13 protein-coding genes and 2 tRNA genes are annotated in these 14,580 nt (G+C 61.6%); 10 read left to right on the forward strand and 5 right to left on the reverse strand.

Annotated elements, in window-relative coordinates:
• Nucleotides 1–229 precede the first annotated feature (229 nt).
• Nucleotides 230–967, reverse strand: a complete 738-nt coding sequence (gene ompR, locus ACXJKE_RS10610; RefSeq protein WP_007866319.1) for an osmolarity response regulator transcription factor OmpR — start codon at nt 965–967, stop codon at nt 230–232.
• A 362-nt stretch (nt 968–1,329) separates the two neighbouring features.
• Here ompR and ACXJKE_RS10615 point away from each other — a divergent pair, with 362 nt between their 5' ends.
• Nucleotides 1,330–2,046, forward strand: coding sequence for an SIMPL domain-containing protein (locus tag ACXJKE_RS10615; protein ID WP_457280540.1), 717 nt, complete (start codon nt 1,330–1,332; stop codon nt 2,044–2,046).
• On the opposite strand, the gene ACXJKE_RS10620 is transcribed toward ACXJKE_RS10615, so the two are convergent.
• Nucleotides 2,015–2,557, reverse strand: coding sequence for a multidrug/biocide efflux PACE transporter (locus tag ACXJKE_RS10620; RefSeq protein WP_457280541.1), 543 nt, complete (start codon nt 2,555–2,557; stop codon nt 2,015–2,017). The genes ACXJKE_RS10615 and ACXJKE_RS10620 overlap by 32 nt on opposite strands.
• A gap of 125 nt (nt 2,558–2,682) precedes the next feature.
• Between ACXJKE_RS10620 and ACXJKE_RS10625 the strand changes: the two genes are divergently transcribed.
• Nucleotides 2,683–3,591 carry a LysR family transcriptional regulator gene (locus tag ACXJKE_RS10625; RefSeq protein WP_457280542.1) on the forward strand — a complete coding sequence of 303 codons (909 nt, stop codon included), beginning with the start codon at nt 2,683–2,685 and terminating at the stop codon, nt 3,589–3,591.
• Between the two features lie 143 nt (nt 3,592–3,734).
• Here ACXJKE_RS10625 and ACXJKE_RS10630 read toward each other — a convergent pair whose 3' ends face one another.
• Entirely contained in the window at nt 3,735–4,358 is a 624-nt protein-coding gene (locus ACXJKE_RS10630; protein WP_457280543.1) for an outer membrane beta-barrel protein, read from the reverse strand.
• 215 nt (nt 4,359–4,573) lie between these two features.
• Here ACXJKE_RS10630 and ACXJKE_RS10635 point away from each other — a divergent pair, with 215 nt between their 5' ends.
• The 3 genes from ACXJKE_RS10635 (at nt 4,574) to ACXJKE_RS10645 (ending at nt 7,634) form a co-directional block, all read left to right on the forward strand.
• Nucleotides 4,574–5,419 carry an N-formylglutamate amidohydrolase gene (locus ACXJKE_RS10635; protein ID WP_457280544.1) on the forward strand — a complete coding sequence of 282 codons (846 nt, stop codon included), beginning with the start codon at nt 4,574–4,576 and terminating at the stop codon, nt 5,417–5,419.
• A 72-nt stretch (nt 5,420–5,491) separates the two neighbouring features.
• On the forward strand, nt 5,492–6,538 hold the full coding sequence (locus ACXJKE_RS10640; RefSeq protein WP_457280545.1) for a histone deacetylase family protein: 1,047 nt from the start codon (nt 5,492–5,494) through the stop codon (nt 6,536–6,538).
• A gap of 1 nt (nt 6,539) precedes the next feature.
• Entirely contained in the window at nt 6,540–7,634 is a 1,095-nt protein-coding gene (locus tag ACXJKE_RS10645; protein ID WP_457280546.1) for an NAD(P)/FAD-dependent oxidoreductase, read from the forward strand.
• Nucleotides 7,635–7,640: 6 nt separating this feature from the next.
• Here the strand turns inward: ACXJKE_RS10645 and ACXJKE_RS10650 are convergent, their stop codons facing one another.
• Nucleotides 7,641–8,423: a 3-hydroxybutyrate dehydrogenase gene (locus ACXJKE_RS10650; protein WP_457280547.1), complete on the reverse strand. Its 783-nt coding sequence runs from the start codon at nt 8,421–8,423 to the stop codon at nt 7,641–7,643.
• Nucleotides 8,424–8,541: 118 nt separating this feature from the next.
• Here ACXJKE_RS10650 and ACXJKE_RS10655 point away from each other — a divergent pair, with 118 nt between their 5' ends.
• From ACXJKE_RS10655 to rimO, 5 genes are all read left to right on the forward strand, one after another.
• Complete coding sequence (locus tag ACXJKE_RS10655) at nt 8,542–9,453, forward strand: alpha/beta fold hydrolase (RefSeq protein WP_457280548.1); 912 nt, start codon at nt 8,542–8,544, stop codon at nt 9,451–9,453.
• 82 nt (nt 9,454–9,535) lie between these two features.
• Nucleotides 9,536–11,797 (forward strand): RelA/SpoT family protein, encoded by a 2,262-nt coding sequence (locus tag ACXJKE_RS10660; protein ID WP_457280549.1) that lies wholly within the window; start codon nt 9,536–9,538, stop codon nt 11,795–11,797.
• 90 nt (nt 11,798–11,887) lie between these two features.
• A tRNA-Val gene (locus ACXJKE_RS10665) sits at nt 11,888–11,964 on the forward strand.
• A gap of 185 nt (nt 11,965–12,149) precedes the next feature.
• Nucleotides 12,150–12,728, forward strand: a complete 579-nt coding sequence (gene phaR / locus ACXJKE_RS10670) for a polyhydroxyalkanoate synthesis repressor PhaR (RefSeq protein ID WP_457280980.1) — start codon at nt 12,150–12,152, stop codon at nt 12,726–12,728.
• 65 nt (nt 12,729–12,793) lie between these two features.
• Nucleotides 12,794–14,203 carry a 30S ribosomal protein S12 methylthiotransferase RimO gene (rimO, locus tag ACXJKE_RS10675; RefSeq protein ID WP_457280550.1) on the forward strand — a complete coding sequence of 470 codons (1,410 nt, stop codon included), beginning with the start codon at nt 12,794–12,796 and terminating at the stop codon, nt 14,201–14,203.
• Between the two features lie 135 nt (nt 14,204–14,338).
• Here the strand turns inward: rimO and ACXJKE_RS10680 are convergent.
• A tRNA-Leu gene (locus ACXJKE_RS10680) sits at nt 14,339–14,423 on the reverse strand.
• Nucleotides 14,424–14,580: the final 157 nt, after the last annotated feature.

Consider the following 14,580-nt stretch of genomic DNA (forward strand, 5'->3'; position numbering starts at 1 on the left):
GGTCGCTCACTTCGTGTGGCTCCCTGCCCCCCGAGGGGGCCGCCCGCCTGCGGCCTGGCAAAGCCAGTTCCGCGGCTCATGCTGGGTTGAAAAATTCCAGCGGGCACAGTGGGAGCACATGTTTTTACCAGCATGAGCCGCAGGGCCGGCTTTGCCGGACTGCAGGCGGGCGGCCCCCTCGGGGGCMGCGCATTACACGAAGCCGAAGGCGCAGTGAAAAGCGTGGGGGCTAGTTCGTGCCGTCCGGCACAAACACGTAGCCAATACCCCAGACCGTCTGAATGTAGCGGGGCACCGCTGCGTCCACTTCGATCAGTTTGCGCAAACGCGATACCTGCACGTCCAGGCTGCGGTCAAAGGGCTCGAATTCGCGCCCGCGTGCCAGTTGTGCCAGTTTTTCGCGGGACAGCGGCTGCCGCGGGTGGCGCACCAGGGTTTTCAGCATGGCGAATTCGCCGGTGGTCAGCGGCAGCTCTTCGCCGTTCTTGTGCAGGGTGCGCAAGCCCATATCGAAGGAAAACGGCCCAAAGGTAATCACTTCCTGGTCGCTGGACGGCGCACCCGGCACTTCAGCCGTCGGCCGGCGGCGCAGCACGGCGTGGATGCGGGCGAGCAATTCACGGGGATTGAACGGTTTTGCCAGGTAATCGTCGGCGCCGACCTCCAGGCCGACAATGCGGTCCACGTCCTCACCTTTGGCGGTCAGCATGATGATGGGCGTACGGTCATTGGCGGCGCGCAGGCGGCGGCAGATGGAAAGGCCGTCTTCGCCGGGCATCATCAAATCCAGGACGATCAGGTCGACGGCGTCGCGCAGCATGATGCGGTTCAGCGCTTTGCTGTCTTCGGCGAGGATGACCTCAAAACCTTCCTGGGCCAGGTAGCGGCGCAGTAGATCGCGAATGCGGGCATCGTCATCAAGGATCAGGATTTTGTCGGCACGGGCGTTGGGTTGAGCTTGGGTCATAGTCATCTGGTAATTTGTAACAGAGCCATTTTGAAGGCTGAAAAGGCGGGATGTCGCATTTTTCAGTCGGTTTGACACACTGTTACAAAAGTTGCGGCCACATGCAAGTGTGCGTGTTGACTATGGCAATGCGCCTACATTCGATTGAAAAAACACATGTAAAAATAATCGGCCGCTCCCCGGGCACCGCGCTGGCGGGCCTTTGCAAGAGCAATACCGGGCGAATGCGCCTGGTTACTTGCGGTGAACAGGCTGCTTGATTTGCAGCGTTCCGGATGTTCACCGCGATTTTCCCCTCCATTTCACGCTTGTCTTTTTTAGCCAGAAGCGGCTGAAATTCACCACCCCGAAAGGTAATTCTGATGCGAGCTCCAAAATCGATCGCTTTGTGTGTCCTGTTGGCAGGCGCAGTGCTGGGTAGCCATGCCATGGCCCAGACCAACTTCCACGAATCCCTGCAGAACGTGGCCCAGTTATCGGTCAGCGGCTCGGTGGAGGTGCAGCAGGACCTGTTGTCGATTTCATTGACCACAACCCGTGACGGTGTTGACGCAGGCGTCGTGCAAAGCCAGCTCAGGCAGGCGCTTGAGACCGCGCTGACCCAGGCCAAGCAGGCGGCAGTGCCCGGACAGATGGACGTGCGCACCGGGAATTTCAGCCTGTATCCGCGCTATGGCAAAGACGGCAAGATCAATGGCTGGCAGGGCTCCACCGAACTGGTGCTGGAAGGCAAGGACTTCCCGCGCATCACCAGCACGGCGGGCAAGATCCAGACCCTGACCATGGGCAACGTCAGTTTTGCATTGAGCCGGGAGCAGCGCGCCAAAGTCGAGGGCGAGGCACAGGCGCTCGCGATTGAGCGTTTCAAGGCCAAAGCCAGCGAGGTGGCGCGCAGTTTTGGTTTTGCCGGCTACTCGCTGCGCGAAGTCTCGGTGAATGCCAACGACCAGGGCTCTCCACCGCGTCCCCGCATGATGGCAATGTCGGCCAAGGCCGAAATGGCCGATGCATCAGTGCCTGTGGAAGCCGGCAAGAGCACGGTATTGGTCATCGTGTCGGGCTCTGTGCAGATGAAGTAAGACACTTGCCGGCGGGCGCTGCACAAAGCAGCGCGGGCGCCGGCTGCTGCCCGCCGGCCGTACGGCTGGCCATCTGGGCTTTGCGCGCGTGGCGCGCCACCACCCGTGAGCGGACATGGTCGTAAGCCCAGTTAAAGCAGAAGGTATAGGGCAGGAAGAACAGCACGATCGCAATGTCCAGTACAAAGGCTTCCCACAGGCCGATGTCCAGCCACCAGGCCGCCAGCGGAACCACCGCGATGATCAGGCCGATTTCAAACAGCACGGCATGCACGGCACGCGCCGCCAGGGTGCGCTGAAAGCCCATGCGGCGCTGCGCCCGGTCAAACAGGACGTTGAACAGCATGTTCCAGCTCATCGCCATCAGCGAAACCATCAGGGTCAGCAGGCCCATGTGCGCCAGCGAATAACCGAGGAGCCAGGTGCCGAGCGGCGCGCAGATGGCAATGGCCAGAATTTCAAAGCCGAGGGCGTGGAAAAAACGTTCTTTCAGGGATTTTTGGAGGCTCATGACGCGCGTTCTAAATGATTTACCGACCGTTGAGGCGAGATGCCTTACTGTCATGACGGTATTTTCATCGTTATTTCGAATACATTAAAATCAATAATCATCGAAAAAATAGATAGAAGACCGCCATGCGCCATTCCCCGGAAGCCTTGACCGCTTTTGCCGAGGCTGCGACCCTGGGTTCGTTCTCGGCCGCGGCCCGCAAGCTGGGAAAAAGCCAGTCAACAGTGAGCAGTGCGATTGCCAATCTGGAAATCGACCTTGGCTTGAACCTGTTTGACCGGAGCAGCCGAAAGCCGGCATTGACGGAACACGGACGGGTCATGCTGGGCAAGGTGCAGGAAATCCTGGCGGCCAGCGACCGGCTTGACCGCACCGCCAGCCAGCTTGGGGGAGGCCTGGAGCCCAGGCTCAGCGTGGTCTGGTCAGATACCTACCAGTCTGACCGGTTTGAAGAAATGCTTTCGGCTTTTGAGAAAAGCTTTCCCGACCTGGAGTTTGAATGCCTGATTGCCGAACACGGCGACCTGGTGTCGTTGGTGCAAACAGGGCGGGCAAACATTGGCGTGGTAGCCGCCCAGGGCGCTTATCCGCCCGACATCGGTTCGGCCACGATTGCCGAGCAGTCTGAAATCACGCTGTTTGTGGCCACCGCCCACCCATTGGCCAGCATGAAAGACATCACGCCCGACGTTCTGGCCAATTTCAGGGAACTGCGGCTGGATACCTATATAGAGATGGAGCAGGGGGCCCAGGGAGCCCGGGGCTCGCATGGGGCGCGCCAGTCGCGCCGCGCCTGGTCTGCTCCCAGCTACCTCATGCTGCTGGAAATGGCGGTGTTGGGTTTTGGATGGGCAGCCATTCCACGCTGGATGGTGACGCGCTTTGCGACCGGCAAACTGGTCGAACTTCATGCGCGCGGCTGGCCGCGCAGGGTGCCTGTGGACGCCGTGTGGTCACGCCAGCGCCCCCTGGGCCGTGCCGGAACCTGGCTGTTGCAGGAGATGCTGGCACCGCATCTGCCCGCGGTTTTATAAGAAGAAAGTGCTTGAAAGCAAAGAAGAACGGGCGCAAGCAGCTATGAAATTGATAGTGAATGCATGAAGCGAAAATGTGAAAAAGCCCGCATGCCATGAAAGGCATGCGGGCTTTGGGCTGGTGGCTACGCTGCCACAACGGTCTAGAAGCGGTAACGCAGGCCTATGCTGGTGGTACTGAGGCGTTCCTTGCCGCCACCGGGGTACTTCATGTCATGCTCGTCCCACTGCAGCACCGCCGACAAGGTAGGGGTGAATGCCCATTCGGCACCCAGGCCGTACGACACGCCCCAATTGCTTTCGCTGCCTGTGGCAATGCCGGACGCAGGTGCAGCGGACACGTGGCTGCGTCCATAGGTCGTCCCCAGCTTGCCCAGCAGGTTGAACGAGTTGCTCATTGGCAAACGGCCGACCAGGCTCAGGTTGATGCCTTCTGCATCGGTCTGCCCGCCGCCACGGTTGATCTTGCCGAAATCGGTATAGCCCAGTTCCAGTCCGAAGTTGTTGTTGAAATAGCTGCCGCCGTAGATGTTGTACGACGTGTCCCTGTTGTCGGAAGGAAAACCGCCGGCACCGCTTGGCAGGGAAAAGTCTGAGCTGCCCACGTTCAGGCCGAAATAGCGCGAGCCCGGTGCGTAAAACGAATAATTGCTGCTGGACGTGGTGTTGGACGATGTCGAACCGCTTTGGGCGTTGGCCCCTGCGGCCGCAGCCAGGGCAGCGGCGGCCAGCACGGTTGCGGAGAGTTTGCGGGTCAAGGATGGCATGGTGTTTCCTTCAATGGCTGAAATTTCGGAATGCACTTTTTCGTCTGGAAAAAGCGGCTTGATTGGCTTTCCGCTGTGAAATTTAAGGGTCGTACCCACACGCCGTTGTGAGGCTAAAAGTTAAAACGCTGTAGGACAAACGGAAGTTTGCGAAGGGGCTGAGCCGCGGGGACGCTACCGCTGGTTTGCCAATGTGCTGCTGCTAAAGTCAGGGCATGCCCTCCATTACCTGCCTGCCCGGAAGCACTCCGCTGGTTCTTGATTCCCCGCACAGCGGGACGATGTATCCGGCTGATTTCAGGCATGCCTGCGAGCTCGCCGTGCTGCGCAGCGCCGAAGACACTCATGTTGAAAAACTGTATGACTTTGCGCCGGCATTGGGTGCGCATTGGGTTGAGGCGCATTTCCCCCGAAGCTACCTGGACGCCAACCGCAACACCACCGAAATGGATGTGTCGCTGCTGGATGCGCCCTGGCCCGAACCGGTAGACGATGATCCCCGGGTCATGTCCAAGGTCCGCCTGGGCAAGGGGCTGATCTGGCGCACCACCGACGAAGGCGTGCCGCTGTATGACCGCAAACTGGGGGTGGCGGAAATCCAGGCGCGCATCGAGCAGTGCTGGAAGCCTTACCACGCCGCCGTGGCGCAGGCGATTGACGCCGCCTGGCGGCAGCACGGCTACAGCATCCACATCAACTGCCACTCCATGCCGGCAGTGGCTTCGGGCAGCGCCACCGATTTTCCGGGTGAGGCGCATGCGGACTTTGTGGTCGGCGACCGTGAAGGCACAACTGCCAGCAAGGCGTTGTCGACACTGGTGTGTGAGCACCTGCGCGCGCATGGTTACAGCGTGGCCTATAACCACCCCTATAAAGGCGTGGAACTGGTGCGCCGCTACAGCAACCCGGCCGGGCACCGGCACAGCATCCAGCTGGAGATCAACCGCAAGCTGTACATGGACGAAACCACGCTGGAGATGACACCGGGCGCCGGGCCGCTGAAGGCGACGTTGCGCTCATTGGTCGAGGTGTTGCTGAAGACCGACCCGCGCACACTTTGATGGCGGCGCGCTGCGCTGTTCGGGTGACCACCATCACCTCCTTTTCATGAACGAACCAAACCATTCGCCACCATGCTCACTTTTTTCAGCGACAGCCACCACGACCATGCCCCTGTGTTTGAGTTTTACCGCGGTGAGCGCGTGCCGTGCTTTGAAACCCCGGCGCGCGCCGAATACGTCAAGGCCCGCCTGAGCGAGCGCGGCCACGAGCTGCGCACACCCCAGGCCGACAGCCGCGCGCTGTTGGCCAAAGTGCATAGCGCCCGCTACCTGGCGTTTCTCAAGCATGCCTGGCGCGACTGGGTGGCGCTTGAAGAGGGCAACGACCAGCGGCAGCCTTTTCCCTCTGTCTGGCCCGTGCGTACCTTGCGCAGCGATGTGGAGCCCCTCAATTTCACCGCACGGCTGGGGCTTTATTCGATGGACAACGGATCACCGCTTTCCGCGGGGACCTGGACGGCCGCCAAGGCCGGTGCAGATGCCGCCGCTGGGGCTGCCGCCTTGTTGGCGACTGGTCAGTCCGCCGCGCGCGGCGTGTTCTGTTGCAGCCGTCCGCCGGGCCACCATGCAGGGGCCGATTTCATGGGGGGCTACAGCTTCCTGAACAACGCTGCGGTCGCTGCCCAGGCGTTTCGGGACGGCGGCGCCGCGCGCGTGGCGGTGCTGGACGTGGACTACCACCACGGCAACGGGACACAAAGCATTTTTTATGACCGCGCTGACGTGCTTTTCGTGAGCCTGCATGGCGACCCCTTGACTGAATACCCGTTCTACCTGGGCCATGCCGATGAAACCGGAGCGGGCGAGGGCGAGGGCTTTAACCTGAACCTGCCGCTGGCCGCCGGCTGTACGGTGCTGCGCTGGTTTGAGGCGCTGGAAGCGGCATGCCTGCGCATCAAGCAGCACCGCGCCGACGCGCTGGTGGTGTCACTGGGGCTGGACACCTTTGCCGAAGACCCTATCTCCAAATTCGCGCTGCTGCCTGGCGACTTTATCCGCCTGGGCGAGCGCCTGGGCAAGCTGGGGTTGCCCACGGTATTTGTGCTCGAAGGCGGTTACGCCGCTGCGGCGCTGGGCACCAATGCCGTCAACGTCATTGAAGGTTTCGAGGGCGTCTGATATGGACCAGGTCGACTGTGTGGTGATTGGTGCGGGTGTGGTGGGCCTGGCGGTGGCGCGTGCGCTGGCCTTGCAGGGCAGGGAGGTGATGGTGCTGGAAGCCGCCGACGCGATAGGCACCGCCACCAGCTCGCGCAACAGCGAGGTGATTCACGCCGGCATTTACTATCCGCAGGGTTCGCTCAAGGCGCAGCTGTGTGTGGAAGGCAAGGGCCTGCTGTACGACTACTGCGCGGAACGCGGCATAGGCCACAAGCGCTGCGGCAAGCTGATCGTAGCGACCAGCGAGGCTCAGGTGGCGCAGCTGCAGGCCATCCGTGAAAAGGCCGCCGCCAACGGCGTGAACGACCTGGTGCTGCTGACCCGCGAAGAAGCCCGGGCGATGGAGCCGCAACTCGAATGCGTGGCGGCGCTGCATTCGCCCAGCACCGGTATTGTCGACAGCCACGGCCTCATGCTGGCGCTGCAGGGCGATCTTGAGAATGCTGGCGGACTTGTGGTGCTCAATTCGCCCCTGACCCATGCGGAGTGTGCGCAAGCAGCTATTAATTTAATAGCAAAAGACGGTACGGAATTGCAGGCCAGGACTGTCGTCAACGCCGCCGGGCTGCAGGCCCAGCGCCTGGCCAGCCGCTTTGCAGGTTTTCCGGCGCAGCATGTGCCGCCTAGCCACTACGCCAAAGGCAACTACTTCACCTTGCCCGGGCGCTCACCCTTCAGCCGCCTGATCTACCCTGTGCCCGAAGCCGCCGGCCTGGGCGTACACCTGACCATCGACCTCGGCGGCCAGGCCAAGTTCGGCCCTGATGTGCAGTGGGTAGAGTCACCCGACGACCTGGTGGTGGACCCGAAGCGCGGCGATGCCTTTTACGCCGAAGTACGCAAGTATTGGCCCGCGTTGCCTGACGGTGCGCTCATGCCGGGTTACTCGGGCATGCGTCCCAAGATCCAGGCGCCTCATGAAGCCGCTAAAGATTTTCTGATCCAGGGGCCGCGTGATCACGGTGTCGCCGGCCTTGTGAACCTCTTCGGTATTGAGTCACCGGGGCTCACGAGCTCGCTCGCGATTGGCGACTACGTCAGCCGGCTGCTGTAAACACGTTTACTGCGCCGCCCAGCCGCCATCCATGTTCCAGGCCACGCCGCGCACATTGTTGCCGGCCGGTGAGCAGAAAAACACCGCCAGCGCGCCCAGCTCTTCGGGCGTGGTGAACTGCAGCGAAGGCTCCTTTTCACCCAGCAGTTGCTGCTTGGCGGCCTCATTGCTGATGTTGCCCGCCGCGGCTTTGGCATCCACCTGTTTTTGTACCAGGGGCGTCAGCACCCAGCCGGGGCAGATGGCGTTGCAGGTGACACCGGTGGTGGCGTTTTCGAGGGCGGTGACCTTGGTCAGGCCCACGATGCCGTGCTTGGCGGCAACGTAGGCGGATTTTTCTGCAGAGCCCACGAGGCCGTGGACGGACGCCACATTGATGATGCGGCCCCAGCCCTTGCCGCCGTTGGCGGCCAGCATGGCAGGCAGTGCCAGGCGGGTGGCATGAAAGGCGCTGCTCAGGTTGATGGCGATCACGGCGTCCCATTTCTCCACCGGGAAGTTCTCCACGCGAGCCACGTGCTGGATGCCGGCGTTGTTGACGAGGATGTCGACCTGGCCGAATTGCGCGGCAGCAAACCGCATCATGTCCTCGATGTCGGAGACCTTGCTCATGTCGGCCCCATGGTAGGCCACGCGTACACCCAGCGCCTCGATCTCGGCCTTCGGACCGTCCACGTCGCCAAAGCCGTTAATGACGATGTTGGCGCCTTGGGCTGCCAGCGCCTTGGCGATGCCCAGGCCGATCCCGCTGGTCGAGCCGGTGACGAGGGCTGTTTTACCTTTGAGCATGATGTTTCTCCGGATGATTTACGATGGTTGAGCTGGGATTCTGAACAGCGCGCGGTGCAGGCTGCGCATCACCGATTTTTCAAGCAATTATCAAGCCTTTGAATTGAACTGCCGCACCATGACCCAACCTACGCTGAACTACGTAAATTGCCCGGACGCCGCAGGCGGGCATCGCATGGCGTACTGGCAATGGGGCCGGCCGGACAGCGCGCACGTCGTGGTGTGCGTGCACGGCCTGTCGCGGCAGGGGCGCGATTTTGATGTACTGGCGCGCACGCTGTGCGAGCAGGCGCCGGACGGCATTCGCGTGGTCTGCCCCGATGTGGTGGGCCGTGGGGAAAGCGATTGGCTCAAAGACCCCATGGGCTACCAGCTGCGGAGCTATGCCGCCGACATGCTGGCGCTGCTGGGCCAGCTGCACGTACAGGCGCCCGTGGTTTCGCTGGACTGGGTGGGTACCAGCATGGGCGGCTTGATCGGCGTGGCGGTGTGTGGGACGCCTGGTCTGCCCTTGCCCACGGCAGTGCGCCGGCTGGTGCTCAATGACGTCGGGCCGGCCATCCAGTGGCAGGCAATCGTGCGAATCGGCACCTATCTGGGGCAGGCCGGTCACTTCGGGTCGGTGCAGGAGGCGGCCGATGCGATGTGGGCGATTTCCCAGAGTTTCGGCCCGCACACGCCCGAACAGTGGTTGGCGCTGTCGCGTCCCATGCTCAGGCGCGTCTCGGACGCCGCCGATACCAAGTGGCGCCTGCATTACGACCCGGCCATCGCCGTGCCTTTCAAGCAGGAGACCGAGGACTCCGCGCGCCAGGGTGAAGCCGTGCTCTGGCAGCTCTACGACAATATCAAGGCCGAAACGCTGGTGATCCGCGGCAAGCAGTCGGACTTGCTGAGCCCCCAGACGGCCCAGGCCATGAAGGCCCGCGGCCCGCGCGCCCGCGTGGTGGAGTTTGACGGCGTAGGCCATGCACCCACGCTGGTGGCTGCGGACCAGGTGACCGCCGTGGCGGGTTTCCTGCTTGGGTAGCACCCTGGTATTGAATTGGGTAATGCTGGGTAAGTGCCGCAATGCTGCACTGCCAGCCTCGCAACTATTTGACTGAAGTTTCATGAAAAGCAATGTGGTCGGGCCCGGTAGCCCCGCAGCCTCCCAGGGGGTGAATGCCTCCATCGTGACCGCCACGGCCGACAGCCTGCCGGACCAGCCGCATGCGCTGGCCCGTGCCCGGGCGTTTGCCGAGCCCCTGATTGCCAGTGAAACGCACGACACAGGCGAAAACATCCTGGCGCACGCTGATGCGGTGGCGGCCATCCTCAAAACCATAGGCGGCTCGGAAGCCATGCAGGCGGCCACCTACCTGGTGTATGCCTGCCAGCACCTGACCAAGCCGCAGGAAGTGATCACCAAGGCCTTCGGCGCCAACTACGCGGCGCTGGCGATAGAGACCACCAAATTGGTGCAGGTGCAGCGCCAGGCGCGTTCGGCCAATGCCAAGGCGCAACTGCTGGACGACCCGGCTGCGCAAACCGAGAACGTTCGCAAGATGCTGCTGGCGTTTTCGCGCGACCTGCGGGTGGTGATGCTGCGCCTGGCCTCGCGCCTGCAGACGCTGCGCCACTACGCCTCGACCCGGCAGACCGCGCCCCTGTCGCTGGCCTACGAGTCGCTGCATGTGTTTGCACCGTTGGCCAACCGCCTGGGCATCTGGCAGATCAAATGGGAAATGGAAGACCTGGCCTTCCGTTTCCTGGAGCCCGATACCTACAAGCAGACGGCCCGCCTGCTGGATGAAAAACGCGTGGAGCGCGAAGGCTTCATGGAGGCCTTGCGTGCGCAGCTGGAGCGCGAACTGAACCAGAACGGCATTGCCGCGCTGGTGCAGGGCCGGCCCAAGCACATCTACAGCATCGTTAAAAAAATGCGCGGCAAGTCGCTCGACTTCGAGCAGGTGTTTGATATCCGTGCCTTGCGCGTGATTGCCGCCGACGTGAAGGGCTGCTATGCGGCGCTGGGCTTCGTGCATTCGCGCTTTACGCCGGTGGACGGCGAGTTTGACGACTACATCGCCAAACCCAAGACCAATGGCTACCAGTCGCTGCACACCGTGGTGCGCGATGACGCGGGCAGGGCGGTGGAGATCCAGGTGCGCACGCAGGCCATGCATGACCACGCAGAGCACGGCGTGGCCGCGCACTGGGCGTACAAGGAGGCGGGGGCCAAAGGCTACGCGGGCGTGTCGGCCAGCAGCGAGTACGACGCCAAGATTGCTGTTCTGCGGCAGTTGCTGGCCTGGGAGCGCGATCTCTCGGGGCCAGCTGCCCAGCGAGCGCGTGATGACAAGCAGGGGCTCTTTGAAGACCGCATCTATGTGCTGACGCCGGACGCGGCCATCGTGGAGCTGCCGCAGGGCGCGACCACGGTGGACTTCGCCTATAGCGTGCACACCAGCCTGGGGCATCGCTGCCGCGGCGCGCGCCTTGACGGCGTGATGGTACCGCTCAACACCCCGCTGCAAAACGGCCAGACGGTCGAGGTGATCACCGTCAAGGAGGGCGGGCCGTCGCGCGACTGGCTTAACCCGGAACTGGGCTTTTTGTGCAGTCACCGCGCGAAGTCAAAAGTGCGCGCTTGGTTCAACGCGCTGGCGATGGAGCAGACGGTTGCCAGGGGCCGCGAAGCGGTTGAAAAACTGCTGCAGCGAGAAGGCAAGACGTCCATGAAGCTGGACGACCTGGCGGTGCAGCTCGGATTCAAGACGGCGGATGATTTGTTCGAGGTGGTGGGCAAGGACGAGTTGTCCCTGCGCACGATCGAAAACATGCTCAGGCCGCCCGAGCCGGCCATGAGCCAGGACGACTACGTGCTGGCCAAAAAGGCGCGTGCGCCCAACCCGAATGCAAAAAAAGGCAATGGCGGTGTGCTGGTGGTGGGCATGGGTTCCTTGTTGACCCAGCTCGCCAAGTGCTGCAAGCCCGCACCGCCCGATGAAATCCTCGGCTTCGTCACCAAGGGCAAGGGCGTCAGCATTCACCGCAGCGATTGCAGCAACTTCCGCAACATGGCGAGTGGCAGTCCTGACCGCGTGATTGAGGTTGAATGGAACTCGCCCAAAACCGCAGACGGTGCGGTGTATCCGGTGGATGTGGCGGTGGAAGCCGCCGACCGCCAGGGGCTGCTGCGCGATATCTCCGAAGTATTCGCCAAGGAAAAGATGAACGTCATCGGTGTGCAGACACAGTCGGTGAAAGACAACCGCGGCGGCACGGCCTGGATGACCTTCACGGTGGAAGTGGCGCAGTCAGGCCGACTGAACCAGGTGCTGGGCATCGTGGCCGAAGTGCCCGGCGTGCGGTCCGCGCGGAGACGTTGAACCCGGCTGCAGGACTTTTTTCGGCAAATTTTCGGGGCGAAGCAAGATAGCCGTTTTGCTTTGCTACAATACGAGCTTCGAACAGTCCTTAGGCGCGTAGCTCAGCTGGTTAGAGCACCACCTTGACATGGTGGGGGTCGTTGGTTCGAGTCCAATCGCGCCTACCAATTCCCTCGACGGTTCCTGATCCAGATCTGCATTCTTTGTAATGCGGACTGGCACACAGGGTAAACCAAGGGGATTGAGTACATCAGAATTCCTAGAATGTATTGAGTCCCGGCGTTTCGACGCCGGTCGTCATTCAGAGGAGAAATCAGTGCCAAAAAGCAAATCCACCAGCCCGTCATCCGGCATGCCGCCTTCACAGGGCGACGCCTCTGCCGACGGCACTTCCGGCGCCAAAAGCGGCCGGGCTGCCGGTAAGGCTGCGGCTTCACGTGTGATCAAGAAGTACCCGAATCGCCGGCTGTACGACACCGAGACATCGGCCTACATCACGCTCACGGAAGTCCGCCAGCTGGTGATGGACAGTGCCGATTTTGTGGTGCGCGATGCCAAGACCAATGAAGACTTGACGCGCAGCATCCTGCTGCAGATCATCCTTGAAGAAGAAACCGGCGGTGCGCCGATGTTTACCGAAGCCGTGCTGGCCAACATCATCCGTTTTTACGGCAATGCGATGCAGAGCTTCATGGGCGCTTACCTCGAGAAGAACGTGCAGAGTTTTATGGACCTGCAGGTCAAGATGGCCGAGCAGTCCAAAGGGCTGAGCCCCGAAATGTGGGCGCAGTTCATGAATGCGCAGTCACCCATGATGCAGGGCATGATGGGCAATTACGTGGAGCAATCCAAAACCGTTTTTACGCAAATGCAGGAGCAGATGCAAAAGCAGAGCGAGCAGATGCTGCAGGCTTTCGGCCTGAAACGCTGAGTTAAAAGCCAGGGGTTGAATCTCTGGTGGTCCCTGGAAATCAGGGACCTGAGACAATACACCCCATGAGCGAAGTTATTTCCCCACCTGTTTCCGTAAACACCAAGCCCGCACCGCGCGTCGGCTTTGTCAGCCTGGGCTGCCCCAAGGCCTTGACCGATTCCGAGCTGATCCTCACGCAATTGAGCGCCGAGGGCTACCAGACCTCCAAGACCTTCGAAGGTGCGGACCTGGTCATCGTCAACACCTGTGGCTTCATCGACGACGCGGTCAAGGAAAGCCTGGACACCATCGGCGAGGCGCTGGCCGAAAACGGCAAGGTCATCGTCACGGGCTGCCTGGGCGCCAAGGCGGGCGAGGGCGGTGGCAACCTGGTGCGCCAGATGCACCCGAGCGTGCTGGCCGTGACGGGCCCGCACGCCACACAGGAGGTGATGGACGCGGTGCACCTGAACCTGCCCAAGCCGCATGATCCTTTCGTGGACCTGGTGCCGAATGCCTTTGGCATTGCCGGCATCAAGCTGACGCCCAAGCATTACGCCTACCTGAAGATCAGCGAAGGCTGCAATCACCGCTGCACCTTCTGCATCATCCCGTCCATGCGCGGCGACCTGGTGTCGCGGCCTATCGGAGACGTGCTCAACGAAGCGCGCGCCCTGTTTGAAGGCGGCGTGAAGGAATTGCTGGTGATCAGCCAGGACACCTCGGCCTACGGCGTCGATGTGAAATACCGCACCGGCTTCTGGGATGGTAAGCCTATCAAGACGCGCATGCTGGAACTGGTGCAGGCACTGGGCGAGATCGCCGAGCCGTATGGCGCCTGGGTGCGCTTGCATTATGTGTATCCGTACCCAAGTGTGGACGAAGTGCTGCCGCTGATGGCCACCGGCAAGGTGCTGCCTTATCTGGATGTACCGTTGCAACACAGTCATCCGGATGTGCTCAAGCGCATGAAGCGGCCAGCCAGCGGCGAGAAGAACCTTGAGCGCATTGCGCGCTGGCGCGAAATCTGCCCTGAAATTGTGATTCGCAGCACCTTTATCGCCGGTTTTCCCGGCGAGACGGAAGCAGAGTTCGACCATCTGCTGGACTTCATGCGCGAGGCCAAAATCGACCGTGCAGGCTGCTTTGCCTACAGCGCGGTAGAAGGTGCGACGGCTAACGATATTCCCGGTATGCTGCCGCTGGCGTTGCGTGAAGAGCGGCGCGCCCGCTTCATGGCCGTGGCCGAAGCGGTGTCCAGCCAGAAACTGCAGCAGCGCATAGGTGCAACCATGCAGGTGCTGGTGGATTCGGCGCCGGCGCTAGGCCGAAAGGGTGGCACCGGGCGCTCTTATGCCGATGCGCCGGAGATCGACGGCATCGTCAAGCTGTTACCGCCCGAGAAAATCAGCAAGACGCTGAAAGTCGGCGAATTCACCCGGGCCCGCATTGTCGGAACCCAGGGCCATGACCTGGTTGCCGTGCCTGTTTGATTAACGATACTGCGGACGCTAAACCGGGCCTGAAGAAGAGGCCCGGCCACAAAAAAAGCCACTGGGTCACAGTGGCTTTAATCTTGCTTTACCCCAGAGTCAGTTTAAGAGTCTGGAGAAGCTGTTTGGTGTATCTGGTGCCCGGGAGAGAACTCGAATCTCCACATCTTGCGATACACGGACCTGAACCGTGCGCGTCTACCAATTCCGCCACCCGGGCACAGCTAGCAGTGTACCATTACTTCAATGCTTTCTCAGGCTCGGCCCCTCAAATTTTCCTGAAATATTTCGGCTGCATACTTAAACCCGGCAGCCTCCAACGAAAAGAGACTTTCTATCAAAACAACTCACTCCCATCCGGGCGGATCGTCCGCCCA

The sequence above is a fragment of the Polaromonas sp. P5_D5 genome, from assembly GCF_054049435.1.